This is a genomic window from Pelosinus sp. UFO1 (assembly GCF_000725345.1).
GTDB lineage: Bacteria > Bacillota > Negativicutes > DSM-13327 > DSM-13327 > Pelosinus.
This window is the reverse complement of record NZ_CP008852.1, coordinates 3340125-3360865: the sequence shown is the minus strand read 5'-3', so window position 1 is coordinate 3360865 and position 20741 is coordinate 3340125. Positions and strand designations below refer to the sequence as shown.

Genomic DNA, 20741 nt, shown 5'->3' with positions numbered 1-20741 from the left:
GCTATGGCTAAAAATAACTTTTGGGAAAGATTATTTCCTGTCAAATGGGATTTTAATAAGATGTTACATGATCAAGCTTTGGTTACTTGTAGTGGTATGAAAAGTCTAGAAAAATGGATTTCTAGTAGATCAAAGGAAGATTATCAGCTAGTGTTCCGTGAGGCAGATCGGGCAGATGGGATTCGATTTACTATGGAAAATAATCTAGTAGAGGCTTTTGTTACTCCTTTTGATAGGCAGGATATTTATTCTCTTTCTGTAGAAATGGATAGGATTGTTGAATATGCTAAGTCTACCTTAGAAGAAATGGAAGCATTTGAAGTCTTTGCTGACTCAGTTATTATAAAAATGGTAGAACAATTATATAAAGGAACGGAGCAGCTTGCTGAGGCAATTGACTTATTAAAGGGAGATCCTATTAAGTCGCAAACTTATATAGAAAGCATTCGTGAAGTACAGTTACGGGTGGAAGCTGATTATCGCGACGGTATGGTAGAGCTTTTTAATCGGGGAGACCTTATGTATGCAATGAAATATAGGGAGGTATATCATCATATTAAGGATGCGGCCATCCATCTAGGATATACTACAGATATTTTGCATAAGGTTATAGTGCGAATTACGTAGGAGATAAACTTGTCCTAATCTTGAGAAATATGTATGTATTAAAAAAGAACAACAATAGTCTCTTGGTATGGTATCGTAAAATAAAAATATTACAAAAACGCGGGATAAATCGTAAAAAACATTGACATTGTATAAGCGCAATGATAAAATTCATCTCAAAGCATAAAGAACAATAGTAATGATAGAGATAGTAGCCTACTAGCAAATTTTCAGAGAGTTGACGTTTGGTGTGAGTTGACAATGAGCGGTGGGGGAAGATCACTCTAGAACTGTATTTCTGAAAGGTAGTAAGAAATACCGGGGTAGCCTCGTTATTGGGCTTAGGTTTGATAGAACTGATAAGAGGCATTATTATGCAATTAAGGTGGTAACGCGGGTATAGCTCGTCCTTGGATATTTTCAAGGACGGGCTTTTTTATTTATATTGAAATATATGGAGGTAACTTTATGTCAAACAGCAAACCTTTTAAACTAGAAAATTCTTATGTATCAATGGAAGATATCTATATAGCAAACCAAAAATTGCAAGGCGTGATAAAAAAAACAGAACTCATTGAAAGTCCAGTTTTTAGTAGTGAGTGTGGAAATCGTGTATTCATAAAACCAGAAAATCTGCAAATGACAGGTGCTTTTAAAATCCGTGGTGCTTATAATAAATTGAGTAAACTAAATGAATTAGAGAAAAGCAGAGGTGTTATCGCTTCTTCTGCGGGAAATCATGCCCAAGGTATTGGTTATGCTGCTCAATTACTTGGAGTTAAGGCTACTGTTGTTATGCCGGCTACTACACCGATCATCAAGGTAGAGGCGACGAAAAACTATGGTGCAGAAGTAGTCTTATATGGTGATAGTTATGACGAAGCATATAAAAAAGCGAGAGAGCTTGAGGCGGAGCATAATTATGTTTTTGTTCATCCTTTTGATGACTTGGATGTTATCATTGGGCAAGGTACTGTGGCTTTAGATATCCTAAATGATTTAGAAGATGTTGATGAGATACTAGTTCCCATAGGGGGAGGCGGTTTGGCTAGCGGGGTGGCTTTTGTTGCAAAAATGCTAAAACCAAGCATAAAGGTAATCGGAGTGGAACCAGATGGAGCCTGCTGTATAAAGGAATCCCTTGCTCAGGGAAAAGTAACGGAACTAGAGAAAGTGGATACCATAGCTGATGGGGCAGCAGTTAAGAGGCCGGGGACGTTAACTTTTGAGTTTATTAGAGAATTTGTAGATGAGATTATTACGGTTTCTGATTTTGATATAGCAGAGGCAATACTACTTTTAATCGAGAAACATAAGCTGATTACCGAAGGTGCAGGAGCATTATCTTTAGCAGGGCTAAAAAAATTACAGTCGAAGGGGAAAAAGGTAGTTTGTTTAGTAAGTGGTGGAAATATTGATATTTTAACCATTTCTGCCATCATTAATAAAGCACTTGTATTTCGTGGCAGATTGTTTTGCTTTACTGTCAATCTACCAGATAAACCAGGTGAGTTATTACATGTTGCAAAAATTCTTTCTGATTCAAATGCAAATGTAATAAAATTAGATCATAATCAGTCTAAGGTTATGGATAGCTTTAAACAAGTTCAGCTAGAAGTAACAGTGGAAACAAATGGACATTGTCATGTGGAAGAAATTGAATCAGCATTCCAGAAGCATGGGATAGAAATTCAAAAAATTTATTAGAAAGAATAAGTTAAATTATCCTAACATATGAGGTGACAATATGACTGTCAAAAAAATATTTTGGGAAGATCCATACTTGAAAGAACATATTGCAACAGTAACTTCTATTGATGAAAATGGCATTACTTTGGATGAAACTATAGTATATGCCTTTTCTGGTGGACAGGCGTCAGATTCTGGTACTATGAATGATTACCAGATTATAGAGGCAAAAAAAGTCGAAAAGGAAATATATTATAGGTTAGACACAGAGCAAGATCTGAAAGTTGGTGATACAGTTAACCTTGTTGTTGACTGGGAGAAAAGATACAAAATTATGCGCTTGCATTTTGCTGCCGAAATTATCTTAGAATTAATGACGCAACACTTTCATAATCCTAAAAAAATCGGCGCAAATATTACTTCAGATAAAGCACGAGTGGATTTTGAATGGGAAGGAAACATTTCAGCAGCCTTTCCTTTGCTTGAAGAAAAATCGGAGGAAATAATAAAAGCGGATGTTCCAATAACCAGTGCCTTTAGTGATGAAGAAAAGGAAACTCGTTATTGGCAAATAGACGGTTTCGCCAAGGTTCCTTGCGGTGGAACCCATATTAAACGGACTGGTGAAGTAGGGGGAATTCGTCTAAAAAGAGGAAAAGGCTTAGGGAAAAACAAAGAAAGAATTGAAATATATCTGACTGAGTAGCAGGATGTTAAAAAAATACTATTGCCTATTTATAATCCTTATCTTATAATGAAAGAAAAAAGTGTCAGCAAACTGACACAAGCAAAGATGCTTGTACAGGGACGATTGTCGTTCTGTATTGGGCATCTTTTTTGTATTTATGAGGGAGGTATTCTACTATGAGCATGCAAATTCCCTTGACGCTGGAACAATTATCCACATATATTGAAGCAGAGCAGTCAGATAAGATTATCGAGGGTTTTCAAGAACTATTGTCTTTATATCAATTGCAGCAAGCTAGGTTAGAAGCCTTACTAGATACAGTAAATGAAGCGGTATGTGTTATTGATGAATCTGATAAAGTGGTAGTGTGGAACCATCATGCAGAGCTTTTATACGGCATTGCTGCGGATGAGATTATAGAGAAACCCATCGAAGGCTTTTTCTCGAATTTGATGTTAACTAAAGTGATGAAAGAGCGTCGAACCGTTCATGAAGAATATCATACACCTTGTCCTGATACTCATGTGCTCATTAATGCTAGGCCCGTACGTTTGTGGGGTCAAGTGATTGGTGGAGTTTGTGCAGAACGGGATATTACAGAGGTAGTACAATTAAATCAAAAATTATCGCAAACCCATCAGGAAGTGCAATCCTTAAAGCAAGAAATTGATAAGATTCATTCCCAAGCCGATTATTTTGCGGCTATATATGGTCACAGTGCAGCGATTCGCGAAGCCATTAGTATAGCTAGACGGGTTGCTTCGACAAAGGTGCCAGTATTACTGCGAGGTGAAAGTGGTACAGGAAAAGAACTCTTTGCCCGTGCAATTCACGATGCCAGTCAATGTAGTGGACCTTTTATTGCCATAAATTGCGGAGCGATATCGCCTAATTTATTTGAAAGCGAGTTATTTGGTTATCAACCAGGCGCCTTTACAGGAGCAGATCGAAAGGGAAAAGTAGGTTTATTAGAGCAAGCAAATGGGGGAACTTTATTACTGGATGAATTAGGTGATATGCCTAAAGATATGCAAGTTAAGCTATTAAGGGTCTTACAAGATAAAAGCTTTTTTCGAGTTGGTGGTAATAAAGCCATCCATATTGATGTGCGAATTATTGCAGCTACCCATCGTAATTTGGAAGAAATGATCCGCCAGGGTGAATTTCGGGAAGATTTATATTACCGCTTAAATGTAGTGGCAGTATCTTTGCCCTCATTAAGGGAACGTTTAGATGATATTCCGGAACTGGTTCATAAAGGAATTCAATATTACGGTAACCTTCACGATAAAAAGATTAGCAAAGTAGATCCGGCCCTTATGGCTTCCCTGATTCAATACTCTTGGCCCGGAAATATTAGAGAGTTATTTAATGTTCTAGAAAGGTTGGTTGTTCTAGCAGATAGTAATTTCTTGGGTATGGATAACTTACCGAGTAATTTCAATCAACTGGTCTGCCATGTAGTGGATTCGGAAACTAGGGTAATGGATGCTGGTCTTCTTGAGGTAACAATTAGTTTAGAAAAAGAAATGATTGCCAAGGTATTATCTGAGCAGCATTATAATAAAGCTGCGGCAGCGAAAAAATTAGGCATCCCTCGCAGTACTCTCTACTACAAAATGCAAAGATTAGGATTAGAGTGTCAATAAACTGACACTATCGTCAACGCTTAGATAAAGTTTGGGAGAACCGAAAAGCAGGAAGGTATTATTCAAGTAAACAAGAAAGCTTTTATTACTATTATTTATGTCTGTAGATTTATTTTTCCAAACGCCTCTGTATCTTTTAAAATATTGATTTTAAAGGATGTAGAGGCTTTTTTTATTTATAAATTACAGTAGTGTGTGTCAAAAAAATAAATGTTTTTATATAGTTGGCACGGTTGTTGCAATAGTTTAAGGCAGGAGGTGTTTAACTATGAGAATTGTCAACCATCCAATTTTGACATTTCCACAACAAACCATGGTTTCCTTCACCTTAAATGGTCAAAGGTTAGAAGGAGTAGAGGGAGAGCCTATTGCTGCTGCATTACATGCGGCTGATATAAAGGTATTGCGTCATAGTCATGAACGTCATCGTCCTCGTGGTCTTTTTTGTGCGATTGGAAACTGTTCTTCTTGTTTAATGACTGTAGATAAAATTCCAAATGTACGAGTTTGTGTCGAACCCCTTCGTGCTGGTATGGCTGTTGAGACGCAAGAAGGGAAGGGGAAGATACTATGATCACTACAGAAATACTAGTGGTTGGTGCTGGTCCTGCTGGTTTAATGGCAGCCATCCATGCTGCAGAAGCTGGGGCAAAGGTACTTTTAGTAGAAAGGGCCGATCGCTTAGGTGGGCAGCTCATCAAACAAACGCATAAGTTTTTTGGTTCAAAAGCTGAATTTGCTGGTGAACGAGGAATCGATATAGCAAATAAGTTAATTAGTTCAAGTCAAGAATGTTCAAATATAACACTTTGGAAGAATGCAGCAGTACTTGGAATTTATCCTGACGGAGTTGTTACCATTTCTCATGAAGGTGCATTCTGCACTGTAAAGCCAAAGAAAATCATTATTGCAACAGGTGCTTCGGAAAAAACAATGGCATTTCCTAATAATGATCTACCAGGTATTTATGGTGCAGGGGCAGTGCAGACCTTAATGAACGTACATGGTGTTATACCAGGCAAACGATTATTAATGGTAGGAGCAGGAAACATTGGTGTAATTGTTGCCTATCAACTATTGCAGGCAGGTGTTGAGGTAGCAGGTATCGTAGAAGCAGCGCCTCAAGTAGGTGGGTATCAAGTTCATGCCGCTAAGTTAAAACGTCATGGCGTACCAATTTATACTTCTCATTCTGTGAAATCAGCTCACGGCGATTCTTATTTAGAAGGCGTTACCATTTGCAAACTAGACGAAAATTGGCAACCAATTGAGGGAAGTGATCAATATATTCCTGTAGATGGACTTTGCCTAGCTGTTGGCTTAAGTCCCTTGACAGAATTATTGTGGCAGGCTGGCTGTAAGATGAAGTATGCAGGAGAGTTAGGTGGCTATGTGCCTTTGCGGGATGCAAATATGAGAACGACTCACGAGAATATTTATGTTGCAGGTGATGTTTCTGGTGTGGAAGAAGCCTCGGCGGCTATGGTAGAAGGAAAAATAGCAGGACTTTACGTTGCGTCAGCTCTAGGCTATACAACTACTACGTTTTTGAAGGACCTTCAAGAAGCAAAATCTCAATTAAGTGCTCTACGGTCTGGCCCTGCAAGTGTGAAAATATGTAATGGACTTAGCAAAGTTGTCTTAGAGGAGGTCGGATAGAATGCCATCAAAAGAACGGTTTGCTGAAGGTCCAGTTGCCTTGTTTGAATGTTTGCAGCAAATTCCCTGTAATCCCTGCGCCGATGCTTGTCCGCGAGGAGCCATTACGGTGAAAGAAATAAATGATTGTCCTTCTTTAAATGAAGAACTTTGCAATGGTTGTGGTATCTGTATGACCCATTGCCCAGGATTATCAATTTTCGTAGTAGATTATACCTATGGTAAAGAAGTTGCCTTAGTCAAAATCCCTTATGAGTTTTCTCCTTTGCCCAGTGCTAAGGAAGAGGTGGATGCATTAAATCGTCAAGGCGAGTGTGTAGGCAGTGCTCAAGTCATTCGTGTGCAGAACTCACCAAATAAAACAAATATTATTTGGTTATCTGTACCTCAGGAGTTAGCTATGGAGGTTCGTAGCATTCGCCTGAGAAAGGAGGAACGTGATGGAGCAAAATGATATTACTATCTGTCGTTGTGAAGATATAACATTAGGGGAAATAAGAGAACAAATTGCACTAGGAAAACACACTATAGAAGAAATTAAACGGGCCTGTCGCGCTGGCATGGGGCCTTGCCAGGGAAGAACCTGCGCTCCTCTCATTGCCAACGAAATTGCTAAGGCAACAGGAAAACCCATTTCTGAAATTCCTTTGGCAAAATTCCGCCCCTCTACCTTACCGATTAAAATGGCTTCTTTGTTAGGAGGGGAAAAACATGATTAAGTCGGCAGATGTTGTTGTTATTGGTGGTGGTGTTGTTGGTTGCTCTACGGCCTATAACCTAGCCAAATTAGGGGCGGGAAAAGTCGTGGTATTGGAGAAAAACTACCTAGCGAGTGGATCTACTGGCCGTTGTGGTGCAGGCATGCGAATGCAGTGGGGAACGGAGACCAATTGCCTATTATCGAGAGAAAGCGTCAAAATGTTATCCCATTTGCCTGAATTACTCAATGTAGATGTAGATATTGAATTTACGCAAAACGGGTATCTTATGCCAGCTTATTCTGAAAAGATGGCAGAACAGTTTAAACAAAATTTAGTTCTGCAAAATTCCCTTGCTATTCCAGCAAAGTGGGTAACACCCGAAGAGTCCCTAGAGATTGTGCCCTTCCTAAATACAAAAGGAATGCTTGGTGCTACTTATTGCGCGGAAGATGGTCATTGTAACCCTTTCAAAGTAACGGAAGCCTATGCCCAAGCTGCAAAAAAACTACAGGTTGAAATTTATACAAATACACAGGTATTAGGAATTGTAACGGAAAATGGCAAGATTGTGTCCGTCCGTACAAACCAAGGGGATATTCAAACAGATACAGTTGTCAATGCGGCAGGAGGATATGCCAAAGAAGTAGGCCGTATGGTTGGCGTGGAACTACCAATCTTTCCAGAACGTCATGAAATTTTAGTAACAGAGCCTGTAGAACCTACTATGGGACCCATGGTAATGAGTTTTTATCATAACTTATATTGTCAACAAAGTCCTCATGGCAGCTTTATTATGGGAATTGGTCATCCGAACGAACCAGAAGGATACGATATCAATTCCAGTTGGCAGTTTTTACGTGATATGGTAGAACGAGTGGTGGAAATATTACCTCCCTTAGCGGGGCTAAATATTGTCAGGCAGTGGGCTGGTTTATATGACATGTGTCCTGATCGTACTCCTATACTTGGTAATAGTCCACAATTGCAGCGTTTTTATACTGCGGCAGGATTCAGTGGGCATGGTTTCATGATTTCACCGATTACAGGACAATTGATGGCTGAAATGATAGTGGGTAAACCAACGGCATTCCCAATTCAAATGTTTGATGCAGGGCGTTTTGAACGAGGCGAGCTGTTTGTAGAACCTTCTGTCGTATAATCAAATAATTATAGTCTGGTATTTTAAAATAAGAAAGCGAGGAATACTACATGATTACAGAATACAAAAATGAACCGTTTACCAACTTTGGTATCCCTGAAAACAAAGCGGCTATGGAGAAAGCATTGGCTGCGGTACAATTAGAAAAAGGTGCTCATTATCCTTTGGTGATTGGTGGGGAAAAGATTAACACAGAAGCGCGTATTACGTCTATCAATCCTTCCAATACTGTTGATATTGTTGGTACGGTAGCTCGGGCCAATGTAGATTTAGCTGAAAAAGCAGTAGAAGCTGCTAAGCAAGCCTTCGCTTCCTGGCAATATGTTTGCCCTGCGGAACGTTCTCTATATTTGTTCAAAGCATCAGCAGTTTTGCGTAGACGTAAATTTGAGTTTTCCGCTTGGTTGGTAGAAGAGGCAGGAAAAACTTGGGCAGAAGCAGATGCTGATACTGCTGAGGCCATTGATTTTATGGAGTACTATGCTCGTCAGATGGATAAATACGCAAAAGGGATGGAAGTCACTCCTTATCCTGGAGAACAGAATGAATGTTCATATATCCCATTAGGTGTTGGCGTTGTCATTCCACCATGGAATTTCCCATTGGCAATCCTAGCTGGTATGACTGCGGCTGCCATTGTAGCAGGCAATACAGTGATTATGAAGCCTGCTAGTTCTACACCTGTAATTGCCGCTAAGTTTATGGAGCTTTGGGAGGAAGTATCTTTGCCTGCTGGTGTTGTCAATTATCTTCCAGGTAGTGGTGGAACGATTGGCGATTATTTGGTATCCCATGCGCAAGTTCGTTTTATCAACTTTACGGGTTCCAAAGAAATTGGGCTCCGTATTAACAAATTAGCTGCAGATTTGTCCCCAGGACAAAAATGGATTAAACGAGTCGTCGCTGAAATGGGGGGGAAAGATTCTATCATTGTCGATAGTGAAGCCGATATAGAAGAAGCTGCTGCTGGCATTGTTGCCTCCGCTTTTGGTTTTCAAGGACAAAAATGTTCTGCTTGCTCTCGTGCAATTGTTGTGAGGGATGTTTACGACGCAGTGTTAACGAAAGTAGTTGAAAAAACGAAGGCACTTCGCATTGGTGCTGCTAGCAGTTCAGATAGTAATATTGGTCCTGTAATTGATGAAAGTTCCTACAAAAAGATTCTAAGTTATATTGAAATAGGCGAAACAGAAGGAAAATTAGAATGTGGTGGATCTACAGCTGGTAAACAAGGTTACTTTATAGAACCCACTGTGTTTTCAGGCATTGCACCGGAAGCGCGGATTTCCCAAGAAGAAATTTTTGGCCCAGTACTAGCTGTTATCCCGGCAGATGACTTTGATCATGCCCTAGCCATTGCTAACGGCACTGAATATGGTCTTACTGGTGCGGTATACTCCAAGAATCGTGCAAAACTAGAACAAGCACGTCGTGAGTTTCATGTAGGTAACTTGTATTTTAATCGTAAATGTACTGGCGCATTAGTAGGTGTTCATCCTTTTGGCGGCTTTAACTTATCTGGAACGGATTCAAAAGCTGGTGGCGCTGATTATTTACTGTTGTTTTTACAAGCAAAATCCATCTGCGAAAAACTATAATATATAAAAAGATTTTATGCATCAATTCAGATGATATAGTAAAAGAATGTTACTATTTTCACGGTGCGAGCATAAAAAAAGTATTTAAAATGTTCTAAAAAATAAAAAATGTTTTTTTAGAAAAAACACTTGTCAAGTTGAGAAGTGCACGGTATAATGAAAATTAAATACAGATTAAAGCAATGGTGCTTTAAACAGGGATAATTATCTCTTGTTTAAAGCACCTTTTTCGATATCTTGGTGGGGGTGGTAGGGAAGAGGTTGGGAGAAAATATTTTAAAAATAATAGGAATAAAAAGGGGGATTATTGTGTTTAAAAAAATGAATGCGAAATGGTTATCTCTAATTGTTGGTACTAGTTTAGTCGCTGGTCTGTTAACTGGATGTGGTTCAAGTGCAAGTAAAGATATTAAAATTGGTGTTGTATATGAATTGACAGGAAGCACTGCATCTTTTGGTACAGCTGCTGCGAATGGTGCTAAATTAGCATTTAAAGAAATTAATGCCAATGGTGGTGTCTTAGGCAAACAAATTCAAATCGCTGTTGCCGATAACAAAGGTGAACCATCCGAATCCTCTAATGCTATGACGAAAGTTATTTCTCAAGATAAAGTAATTGCCGTTACTGGTTTCACAACTAGCTCAAACGGTATTGCAGGTTCTACAGTTGCAGAAGCAAATAAGATTCCATTCGTTGCCGCTGCGACAACAAACCCTAAAGTGACTTTAGACGAAAACTCTGGAAAAGTAAAAAACTATACCTTCCGTGTTTGCTTCATTGATCCCTTCCAAGGAACTGTAGGTGCTAATTTCGTTTTAAATTCCTTAAAGGCTAAAAATGCTGCTATTATGATTGATAATTCCAGTGACTATAGCAAAGGATTATCTAAATTCTTTAAAGATGCCTTCACTAAGGGTGGTGGTACAGTCGCTATCGAAGAAGCTTACTTACAAAATGACCAAGATTTCAAAACTGTGTTAACAAAAATTAAAGCTACCAATCCAGATGTAATTTATGTACCTGGTTATTATGGTGAAGTTGGTAAGATCATTAAACAAGCCCGCGAGATTGGTATCACAGTACCATTTGTTGGTGGCGATGGCTGGGACTCTCCTAAATTGGCTGAAATCGGTGGAGCAGATGCTCTTAATAATACTTTCTTTACGAATCACTATTCCGTTGAAGACAACAGCCCTAAATCAAAAGCTTTCTTAGATGCCTTCCAGAAAGAATATGGTCAAGTGCCAGATGCAATGGCTGTTCTTGGATATGATGCAGCTTATGCTTTAGTAGATGCTATCAAACGTGCTAACAGCACAGATTCAGAAAAAATTCGTGAAGCCCTTGCTGCAACAAAAGATTTCCAAGGTGTAACAGGTGCATTGACGTTAAATGCGACTCATGATGCAATCAAGAGTGCGGTTATAATTGAAATGAAAAATGGCAAGCAAGTATATAAAGAAACAGTTAAACCTTAATTCATATAGGGTTAGAGAAGACTGCTGAGGCATGTAGCCACGGCAGTCTTCTTCTTCTTCTATAAGTTAGATATAAAGATTAGGACGTTTTCCCTATGTGTAAGGAATTGCAATTATGGCAAAAACATCTTACAATATGAGAGTCAAAGAGTTATCTGCTATCTTATATGTAACAATAAATGAAAAAGTAACTGTTTTAAGGAGATGCCAGTGGAAATTACAATGATTCTTTTAAGCTTGGTTTTATTAATGTTCTTTGCTTATCGTGGCTATTCTATTATACTTTTTGCACCGATTTTAGCTATTATTGCGTCAATTGGAGGCGATTATGCTTTCATGCCGGTTTATAGTGAAATTTATATGACGAAGGTAGCGGAATATATTAAGGTGTATTATCCAGTATTCTTACTGGGGGCTGTTTTTGCTAAAATTATGGAAGATGGCGGTTTGGCTACTGCAGTAGCGGCAAAGATTGTATCTTCTTTGGGAAAAGAAAGAGCAATTTTGGCTGTACTACTCGGATGTGGGGCTTTAACTTATGGCGGTTTAAGCGTATTTGTTGTTGCTTTTGTTATGTATCCTTTTTCAGCTATTTTGTTTCGTCAGGCTGGAATTCCCAAAAGGCTGTTGCCAGCAACCTTATGGATGGGGATTTTTACTTATGCAATGATTGCCTTGCCAGGTACACCGCAAATACAGAATGTAATTCCTACTGCCTTTTTTGGTACTACCACGTGGGCAGGAATGGTGACTGGTTTGATTGGTTCAGTAGCGTATTTTGTTTTGGGATGGGCTTGGATTAGTTATCGCCATAAGAGGCTTGCAGCAAAGGGTGAAACTTATGGAAGCCACACTGTTAATGAACCAGAACCTATTTTAGAAAACTTGCCACACTGGGCGATTTCGGCCTTGCCCTTGGTAGTTGTTGTAGGTGTTAATTTGTTTATGAGCAATCCTTTCCACTGGAGTTGGGCTTATCATTGGAATACGGGAAGTTTGGAACCTTTGAAATCATTAAAACTATCCTTGTTAAGCCCAAGTGTGGACAGAGTCCAATCGATTTGGTCAATTAATATTGCCTTAGTGATTGGTAGTTTAAGTGGAATCGTTATCGGCCGCAAAAGATTGACGGCAAGTGGGGGAATAATAAAGCCAATCAATTCCGGTGCTTATTCTTCCATAATGGCTATTTTGAATACCGCTTCCGGTTATGCCTTCGGCAGTGTAATAGCCAGCTTAACAGGATTTCAAATTATAAAGAATGCGTTACTGCATTTAAATATTGGAGAAGGCCCGCTGTTCTCGGCAATTATTACTACTAATATTATGACTGCAATTACTGGCTCTGCTTCAGGCGGATTAACTATTGCTTTGGGGATGCTTGGGAATGAATGGCTAGCTTGGGCACAATCCATTGGAATGCAGCCTGAAATATTACATCGTATTATTTGTTTGGCATCTGGAGGGGCTGATACGGTTCCGCATAACGGGGCGCTGGTGACCTTGATTGCTGTATGTGGTTTGACACACAAAGAATCTTACTATGATGTATTTATGCTGACATTAATGAAACCAGCAGTAGCATTTATTTGCTTAGGGATTTATAGTCTGACAGGCCTGCCTTAGTAAAAGCAATAAAGAAAAAATTATAGGTGCAAAAAATCCTCTCTTAGTAAATACAATGGATTTACTAAGAGAGGATTCTTTGTTAAAAAGATAAGACAAAAATAAAACAAGAATAAGACAAGGAATGAATAGCGGTGAATTAGAAAAAAAGAGATTGTTTTAAATTTTCCTATAAGTCCTGTTTTATCTACAAGAAGGGATTAATTTTTAAAAAAATAACAATACTAAACTATAGTTGGCATGCATCTTGCAATGTAATAGGACAAATGCGTTTATTATACTAGGCGTTATATGTAACGTATTTAGTGTAATTATCTTTTAAAATTGAAAGGAGAAACATTATGTTAAAAAAATCATTTGGTGTTTTACAGCAGGTTGGTAAATCATTAATGCTTCCAGTGGCATTATTACCAGCGGCAGGTTTGTTATTAGCTTTTGGTAATGCGTTTCAAAATCCCGCTCTTTTAAATATTTTTCCTGGTTTAGCAAGTATTCATGGTTTTGCTCAAGTTATGGAACAGGCAGGAAACGTTATCTTCGGTAATCTTTCCCTTCTATTTGCAGTAGGGGTTGCCGTTGGTTTGACTGGTGGTGAAGGCGTTGCTGGTTTAGCTGCCATTGTAGGTTTTCTTATTATGAATGTAACCATTGGTCTTATTGCTGGCGTTACGCCCGAACTAATAGCGGCAAAAGATCCTTCATATGCCATGGTTCTTGGGATACCATCCTTACAAACTGGGGTTTTTGGCGGTATTATTGTCGGTGTTTTATCTTCTTTATGTTATAAAAGGTTTTTTAATATTGAACTTCCGCCTTATTTAGGATTTTTTGCAGGAAAACGGTTTGTTCCGATTGCGACTGCTGTAGCAGCCCTCATTCTAGGCGTAGTTATGGTTTTTGCATGGCCTCCTATCCAACATGGACTGACTTATTTCTCACGTAATATGATTGATACAAATAAAACATTAGCGGCCTTTATTTTTGGTATCATTGAACGGGCTTTAATACCTTTCGGGCTGCACCATATTTTCTATAATCCTTTCTGGTTCCAATTTGGTGAATATATAAACAAAGCAGGGCAAGTAGTAAATGGTGACCAAAGCATTTTCTTTGCTCAGCTTAAAGATGGTGTGCCTTTCACAGCTGGTACTTTCATGACAGGAAAATTCCCATTTATGATGTTTGGATTACCTGCAGCAGCGCTTGCGATCTACCATGAAGCAAAACCTGAAAAGAAAGCTTTAGTAGCAGGTATTATGGGTTCTGCCGCGTTAACTTCCTTTTTAACAGGTATTACAGAACCAATTGAATTTTCCTTCTTATTTGTTGCTCCTGTATTATTTGGTATCCATTGTATTTTTGCTGGTTTGTCCTTTATGACCATGCATATCTTAAACGTGAAAATTGGCATGACTTTCTCTGGTGGTGTTATTGACTATCTACTATTCGGTGTAATACCTAACCGTACAGACTGGTGGTTAGTGATTCCCGTAGGTTTAGTATTTGCCGTAATTTATTACTTCGGCTTCCGTTTTGCAATTCGTAAGTGGAACTTGATGACTCCTGGTAGAGAAAATGATGATGAAGCAGGTACTGTCATCAATGCGACTGGTTATGGATTGGCAAGTGGAGTACTCCAAGCATTAGGCGGCAAAGAGAATATTGGAAACTTAGATGCTTGTATTACTCGTCTACGTGTAAGTGTGAAAAAGATTGCTACTGTTGATCAAAATAAATTAAAAAACCTAGGTGCTGCTGGAGTTATGACAGTAGGTGATAACTTGCAGATTATCTTTGGACCAAAATCAGATCAACTAAAAAGTCAGATCAAAGATATTATTGAAGGTAAAGTTGCCGAAACACATGAAGATACTATCAGTAATGTTCAAGTTGCCGCAACTGTAAAATCAGCAGCGGATGTTCTAGGTAAGTTTGTTGCTCCTGTGGATGGCAAAATACTTCCTATTACAAAAGTACCCGATAATGTATTTGCACAAAAAATTATGGGGGATGGATTTGCCATTGAGCCTACAAGTGGTAATGTGATATCGCCTGTTGATGGAACTGTTACTAGCTTACCTGATAGCAAGCATGCAGTTGGCATTACAGCGGATAATGGCTTAGAGATTATCGTTCATTTTGGAATTGATACGGTCAACTTACAGGGCGAAGGATTTACTGCGCTGGTCAGTCAAGGAGATAAAATTACTGTTGGACAAAAATTGTTAAAAGTTGATCTTGAATATGTAAAAGGAAAAGTTCCTTCTATTATAACGCCTGTTGTCTTTACGAATCTTCCAGAGGGTAAAACGGTTCAAATTCAGGAAGGACAAAGTATCAAAGGCGGAGATGCTGGTTTTATTAAAATTCAGTAAAAACAAATAAGAGTTAAATAAGCCATATCCTATTCTTTAAAATGAAAAGACCAATATCTTTTAAAAAGATATTGGTCTTTTCATTTTAAAGATAATTCTTGTACATAATAGTGCACTCAAGTTAACTTACTTATATAGAATTGAAGGTCCTTTTTAAGGTATAAAGTCGCATAGTACAACAAAGGGTGGGCATAAGTCTGGTTATTGAGGAGTAAGCAGACTTATGTTATTACTAGCAAAGAAGTCGACATATTCCTGTTCTGGTCTTTGTTCACTGATGAAAACCTGTATGTCTTTTAGGTCATAATAGGTGATTAATGATACTTTTTCTAGTTTTGTATTATCTGCTAATAGTATCTTTTTATCGCAGTGTTCTACTATATATCTTTTAATGTCATACTCCAGGGAAGAAGAGTTGGTTATTCCTTTTGCAATCGAGACTCCGGTTGTGGCTAAAAATGCTTTGGAAATATTATACTTCTTTAAAGAGTTCACAGCTTCTGCATCAACAAATGAATTGGTTCTTCTAAATAATGTCCCTCCGGTGGAAATTATATTTAAGTTTTGATAAGGGAGTGAGTTTAATATAACGTGTAAGTTATTTGTAATGATCGTTACATTTTTCCTTTCTGATAAATAGGGTATCATGTGCATCGTAGTAGTTCCGGAGTCTATATATACAATATCTCCATCTTCAATTAATGTACTAGCTAAATCTGCAATAATTAATTTTGCAGATTTATTTTTTACTTCTCTAGACTCAAATGGCTCAGTAGTTTTTTTATCTGTTAAAATAATGCCGCCATAGACCTTCTTTATCTTACCTTTTAATTCTAATTGATTAATATCTCTTCGCATCGTGTTTTTAGAAACATTAAAGACACTGCAAAGCTCTTCTATAGAGGCTCTTTCTTTCTCGAGAATATAATTTTCAAGTTCACTTATTCTATCTTCTTTCAATTTATAAACTCCATTTCATAATAGTATAGAATTCAATTTTACTTTAAATCATCATTAGTAGAATACTGACAGCAAAGAAGCAAGTGAGATTTAGTACTCATGAAATTTAATATAACCACAATATTACTATCATAATATCATGATATGACCATAAAAGTAAAATGAATTTATTTAAAAATAAAGACTTGCATTAAAGCAATGCAATATACTATAATATTACCAAAAGATAATAATAATATACCAAAAATAATCAATAAAAACTCAAAACATCACCACGAAGTGATCGTGAGAAAGAAAGTGAGGAGATTGGGAGATGAAGTAAACGAGGTAAAGATTATTATTTTACATTGCATTTTAGGCAAAAAATAAAAATAGAGTAAATTCACTATTTAAAAAAGTGTATTACAAGAGGAGAGCGTTTATATGGCAGTGATAAGATTAAAGTTTAGCGTAAATGGGGAATGGAAGGAATCTAGGACAGCTATCTATATGCCGATAACAGATTCGAATACCGGGAAAGTGATCGCTGAGGCGCCATGCTGCACTGTTGACGAAGTGAATCAAGCAGTTGCTGCGGCAAAAAGTGCTTTTCCTTCCTGGTCTTCGACGCCTGTGTCAGCAAGAGCTCAGCTTATGTTTAAATATAAAGTCATTTTGGATGCCCATTTAGAAGAGTTGGCTTTGCTGGTTGCCACTGAATTGGGGAAAAATCTCAATGAGGCTCGCGGTGATGTTCTAAAAGCAATTGAGGTGGTAGAGCTATCCTGTTCTGCTCCTGTCCTAATGCAAGGTGACTCGCTGATGAATGTTTCTCATGGTCATGACACTATTATGTATAGAGAGCCTGTAGGTGTATTTGCTGGTATTGTACCTTATAATTTCCCAGCAATGATTCCTTTTGGCTGGATGATTCCTCTTTGTATTGCTACAGGTAATACCTTTGTATTGAAAGCTGCCAGTGCTGTTCCCAAAACAGCTATTCGAATGTTGGAACTATTGATTGAGGCAGGATTGCCTAACGGTGTTGTAAACTTAGTGACTTGCAGTCGAAATGAAGCAGAAAATTTGTTAAAACATCCGGATGTTTCAGGTATTTGTTATGTTGGTTCTACATCTGTAGGTCTTCATATTTATTCTACTGCAGCAGCCCATGGTAAGAGAGTTCAGGCTCTATGTGAAGCAAAAAACCATGCTTTAGTCCTTAAAGATGCTGCTTTGGAAATGGCGGCTACAAGGGTAATTAACTCAGGGTTTGGTTGTGCAGGACAACGTTGTATGGCTTTGCCGGTAGTTTGTGTAGAGGAAGAAGTGGCTGATGAATTTGTTGCGCATCTGGTGAGACTTGCCAAAGAACTTAAAGTAGGTCCAGCCTATGATTCTCATTATGATTTAGGACCTGTTGTATCAAAAGAACATAAAGAGAGTGTTGTAAATTGGATTAACAAAGGTGTGGAAGAAGGTGCTGAACTTATCTTAGATGGTCGAGATATTATTGTTGAAGGTTATGAAGGTGGTTTTTTCCTTGCGCCCACTATTTTTGATCACGTAAAGCCGGGAATGACAATTGGCGACATTGAAATTTTTGGACCTGTGGTATGTATTAAACGGGTACAGAATTTTGAAGAAGGTCTTGCGGTTATGAATGCAAATCCATTTGCTAATGGTTCGTGTATCTTTACGCAAAGTGGTTACTATGCTCGGGAATTTGCTGCGAAAACCCATGGTGGTATGGTTGGTATTAATGTAGGTATCCCTGTTCCTCTTTCTGTATTTCCCTTCTCAGGACATAAAAAATCTTTTTTTGGTGACCTGCATTGCATGGGCAAGGATGGCGTGGCTTTCTTTACGGAAGCTAAGTCTATAACTAGTCGGTGGTTTAGTGAAGAAGATAAAAAACATACCAAAGTGGATACTTGGGAAGGTACTATGACTCGTAAATAATCTGAAATAATGATAATAAAAAATGAAAGGAGGCAAATATGTCTTTAGTTACATTAGAAAATGCGTTGAGTAAAATCGGTAAAGAAAGTTATGGTATTGGAGCCTTTAATGTAGCAAACATGGAAATGGTTATGGGCGCGATAAAAGCAGCTGAGGAATTAAAATCACCTATTATTCTTCAAGTAGCCGAAGGGAGATTGCGTTATTCTCCATTACATTTGATTGGTCCTGCGATGATAGCGGCAGCTAAAGCGGCAAGTATTCCCGTTGTTGTACATCTTGATCATGGTTTCAGCATGGAAGTAATTGCACAAGCATTAGAATTGGGATTTAGCTCTGTAATGTTTGATGGATCAGCATATGTTCTAGAAAAAAATATTGATATGACCAACGAAGTGAAAAAAATGGCGAAAAAATATGGGGCTTCTGTGGAAGCTGAAATTGGTAAAGTTGGTGGTAGTGAAGGTGATTATAAAAGTGTGGAAATGCTTATCACCTCTGTAGCTGATGCTAAAACATTTTACGAGAATACACAAGTTGATGCCTTGGCAATAGCAATTGGAACAGCGCATGGACATTATAAAGAACAGCCTAAACTGCAGTTTAAACGCTTAGAAGAAATTACCCAAATAATTGATTGCCCTTTAGTTTTACATGGTGGCTCAGGGCTGACTCCTGATGATTTTAAAAATTGCATACAGCATAAAATCAAGAAAGTTAATATTGCTACCGCATCGTTTGAAAATATTGCACATAAGGTCGGCGAAGTGGCGAAAAGATCTAAAAATAATACTTTCTTTCAATACTTGGATGCTGTATTAGAAGCAACTTATGAAAATGTTAAAAATCATATTTTAATTTTTGGCAGTCAAAATAAGGGATAAAGTTCACGACTAGCTATTATTCTTATAAATTTGGCTAGTTCTAAAATAGATTGAAAATTGCAAATGAAATCATGGTGATAATCATTTTGTAATGACTTTTATAGGGAGGGGTATTATGGTTAAGATCATTACTGCCGTAGAAGCGGCTAGTCTGATTAAAGATACTACCACTATTGCTACCAGTGGTTTTGTTGGTAGTGCAAATCCCGAAGCCTTGACTGCTGCTTTGGAAGAAAGATTTCTTAGGGAAGGCAAACCAAATCATTTAACACTGGTATATTGTGCAGGGCAAGGTGATGGAAAGAATTGCGGAGCCAATCATTTTGGTCATGCACATATGATAAAACGAGTAGTTGGCGGACATTTTAAAATGGCACCAAAGTTAAGTAATTTAGCCGTAGAGGAGAAAATTGAGGCTTATAATTTTCCTCAAGGAACGCTTACACATTGGTTTCGTAACATTGCCGGAAAAAAACCGGGTGTTATAACAAAGGTTGGTTTAAACACCTTCGTTGATCCGAGAGTAGAAGGGGGGAAACTTAACAAAAAAACCACACAGGATCTTGTGGAAATTATACAACTAGGTGGTGAGGAGTGGCTTTGGTATAAGCCATTTCCAATCGATGTTGCTTTAATTCGTGGTACCTCTGCAGATGAGAATGGCAATATCTCCATTGAAAAGGAGTCTGTTTCACTGGAAATTCTTTCAATCGCACAAGCTGCCAAGAATTCTGGAGGTATTGTCATAGTGCAAGTAGAGCGTATTGTTAAATCTGGAAGTTTACATCCCATGAATGTAAAAGTTCCGGGAATTATTGTTGATTATATTGTTGTTTCGGAACCATCTAATCATATGCAGACTTATTCAGAACAGTATAATCCTGCCTACTCAGGAGCAGTAAAGCTATCATCTTTGTCGAGTCATTGTGTCATGGCATTAGATGAACGCAAGATTATCGCTCGTCGTGCTGCTATGGAATTGATTCCTAATGCTATTGTGAATCTTGGCATTGGTGTCCCTGAGGGGGTAGCGATGGTAGCCAATGAAGAAGGCATGGGGGACATTATGACGCTTACTGTTGAAGCTGGTCCCGTAGGAGGAATTCCTGCTGGAAGTTTAAACTTCGGAGCTTCTAGTAATGCCGAGGCCATCTTGGATCAACCTTATCAGTTTGACTTTTATGATGGCGGTGGTCTTGATTTGGCTTTTCTAGGGCTAGCGGAAACGGATAAACATGGCAACATAAATGTAAGTAAATTTAAGGGTTGCGTAGCTGGTTGTGGCGGGTTTATCAACATTACGCAGAATACAAAAGATGTTATCTTTCTTGGAACTTTTATGGCTGGAGGGTTGAAAATAAGGATTGCTGACGGTAAATTACATATCATCATAGAAGGACGTAATAAGAAATTTTTGGAACATGTTGAACAAATTACTTTTAGTGGCAAATATGCACAAGATAATCATCAATCTGTCATGTATATTACCGAACGTGCTGTATTTCGCCTGACAGCGGAAGGCATGGTATTAACAGAAATTGCTCCAGGGATAGATATGGATAAAGATATTTTAGCACTTATGGATTTTAAGCCAATTATTGCTACTGATCTTAAAATGATGGATGCTCGTATTTTTAAAGAAGAAAAGATGGGACTTAGCGAAATGTTGTCAAGGTGTGGAAAATGATAAAAATTGCCCTATAGGGGTTAAAAATTTAGGAGGAATT

General features: G+C 38.2%; 17 protein-coding genes and 1 other annotated feature. Of the genes, 16 read left to right on the top strand and 1 reads right to left on the bottom strand.

Going from position 1 to position 20741, the window contains the following annotated elements; all coding sequences use genetic code 11:
* Positions 1 to 3 precede the first annotated feature (3 nt).
* The 13 genes from UFO1_RS15925 (at position 4) to ptsG (ending at position 15229) form a co-directional block, all read left to right on the top strand.
* Positions 4 to 627: a DUF47 domain-containing protein gene (locus UFO1_RS15925; RefSeq protein ID WP_038672395.1), complete on the top strand. Its 624-nt coding sequence runs from the start codon at positions 4 to 6 to the stop codon at positions 625 to 627.
* A 169-nt stretch (positions 628 to 796) separates the two neighbouring features.
* Positions 797 to 1021: a binding site (T-box leader), on the top strand.
* A 53-nt stretch (positions 1022 to 1074) separates the two neighbouring features.
* Positions 1075 to 2313 (top strand): threonine ammonia-lyase, encoded by a 1239-nt coding sequence (ilvA, locus tag UFO1_RS15920; protein ID WP_038672393.1) that lies wholly within the window; start codon positions 1075 to 1077, stop codon positions 2311 to 2313.
* Between the two features lie 40 nt (positions 2314 to 2353).
* The gene (locus tag UFO1_RS15915) at positions 2354 to 3001 is read left to right on the top strand and encodes an alanyl-tRNA editing protein (RefSeq protein WP_038672391.1); all 648 of its coding nucleotides are present in this window, start codon (positions 2354 to 2356) and stop codon (positions 2999 to 3001) included.
* A 158-nt stretch (positions 3002 to 3159) separates the two neighbouring features.
* Positions 3160 to 4632, top strand: coding sequence for a sigma-54-dependent Fis family transcriptional regulator (locus tag UFO1_RS15910; RefSeq protein ID WP_038672389.1), 1473 nt, complete (start codon positions 3160 to 3162; stop codon positions 4630 to 4632).
* A 268-nt stretch (positions 4633 to 4900) separates the two neighbouring features.
* Positions 4901 to 5206, top strand: coding sequence for a (2Fe-2S)-binding protein (locus tag UFO1_RS15905; protein ID WP_038672387.1), 306 nt, complete (start codon positions 4901 to 4903; stop codon positions 5204 to 5206).
* Entirely contained in the window at positions 5203 to 6291 is a 1089-nt protein-coding gene (locus UFO1_RS15900; RefSeq protein WP_038672385.1) for an NAD(P)/FAD-dependent oxidoreductase, read from the top strand. The genes UFO1_RS15905 and UFO1_RS15900 overlap by 4 nt, the downstream gene beginning before the upstream one ends.
* A 1-nt stretch (position 6292) precedes the next feature.
* On the top strand, positions 6293 to 6745 hold the full coding sequence (locus UFO1_RS15895; protein ID WP_038672384.1) for a 4Fe-4S binding protein: 453 nt from the start codon (positions 6293 to 6295) through the stop codon (positions 6743 to 6745).
* A complete protein-coding gene (locus UFO1_RS15890; protein WP_038672382.1) occupies positions 6732 to 7010 on the top strand; it encodes a (2Fe-2S)-binding protein in 279 nt (92 codons plus the stop codon). The genes UFO1_RS15895 and UFO1_RS15890 overlap by 14 nt, the downstream gene beginning before the upstream one ends.
* A complete protein-coding gene (locus tag UFO1_RS15885) occupies positions 7003 to 8151 on the top strand; it encodes an FAD-binding oxidoreductase (RefSeq protein WP_038672380.1) in 1149 nt (382 codons plus the stop codon). The genes UFO1_RS15890 and UFO1_RS15885 overlap by 8 nt, the downstream gene beginning before the upstream one ends.
* A 50-nt stretch (positions 8152 to 8201) precedes the next feature.
* Complete coding sequence (gene pruA, locus UFO1_RS15880; protein WP_038672378.1) at positions 8202 to 9749, top strand: L-glutamate gamma-semialdehyde dehydrogenase; 1548 nt, start codon at positions 8202 to 8204, stop codon at positions 9747 to 9749.
* A gap of 309 nt (positions 9750 to 10058) precedes the next feature.
* Positions 10059 to 11228, top strand: a complete 1170-nt coding sequence (locus tag UFO1_RS15875; protein ID WP_038672376.1) for an ABC transporter substrate-binding protein — start codon at positions 10059 to 10061, stop codon at positions 11226 to 11228.
* A gap of 222 nt (positions 11229 to 11450) precedes the next feature.
* Positions 11451 to 12854, top strand: coding sequence for a GntP family permease (locus UFO1_RS15870; protein WP_371256730.1), 1404 nt, complete (start codon positions 11451 to 11453; stop codon positions 12852 to 12854).
* A gap of 341 nt (positions 12855 to 13195) precedes the next feature.
* Entirely contained in the window at positions 13196 to 15229 is a 2034-nt protein-coding gene (ptsG, locus tag UFO1_RS15865; protein WP_038672370.1) for a glucose-specific PTS transporter subunit IIBC, read from the top strand.
* Between the two features lie 201 nt (positions 15230 to 15430).
* Here the strand turns inward: ptsG and UFO1_RS15860 are convergent, their stop codons facing one another.
* A complete protein-coding gene (locus UFO1_RS15860; protein ID WP_038672368.1) occupies positions 15431 to 16189 on the bottom strand; it encodes a DeoR/GlpR family DNA-binding transcription regulator in 759 nt (252 codons plus the stop codon).
* A gap of 423 nt (positions 16190 to 16612) precedes the next feature.
* Here UFO1_RS15860 and UFO1_RS15855 point away from each other — a divergent pair, with 423 nt between their 5' ends.
* From UFO1_RS15855 to UFO1_RS15845, 3 genes are all read left to right on the top strand, one after another.
* The gene (locus UFO1_RS15855) at positions 16613 to 18130 is read left to right on the top strand and encodes a CoA-acylating methylmalonate-semialdehyde dehydrogenase (protein ID WP_038672366.1); all 1518 of its coding nucleotides are present in this window, start codon (positions 16613 to 16615) and stop codon (positions 18128 to 18130) included.
* Positions 18131 to 18168: 38 nt separating this feature from the next.
* Positions 18169 to 19014 (top strand): class II fructose-bisphosphate aldolase, encoded by an 846-nt coding sequence (locus tag UFO1_RS15850; RefSeq protein ID WP_038672364.1) that lies wholly within the window; start codon positions 18169 to 18171, stop codon positions 19012 to 19014.
* 115 nt (positions 19015 to 19129) lie between these two features.
* The gene (locus tag UFO1_RS15845; RefSeq protein WP_038672363.1) at positions 19130 to 20701 is read left to right on the top strand and encodes an acyl CoA:acetate/3-ketoacid CoA transferase; all 1572 of its coding nucleotides are present in this window, start codon (positions 19130 to 19132) and stop codon (positions 20699 to 20701) included.
* Positions 20702 to 20741: the final 40 nt, after the last annotated feature.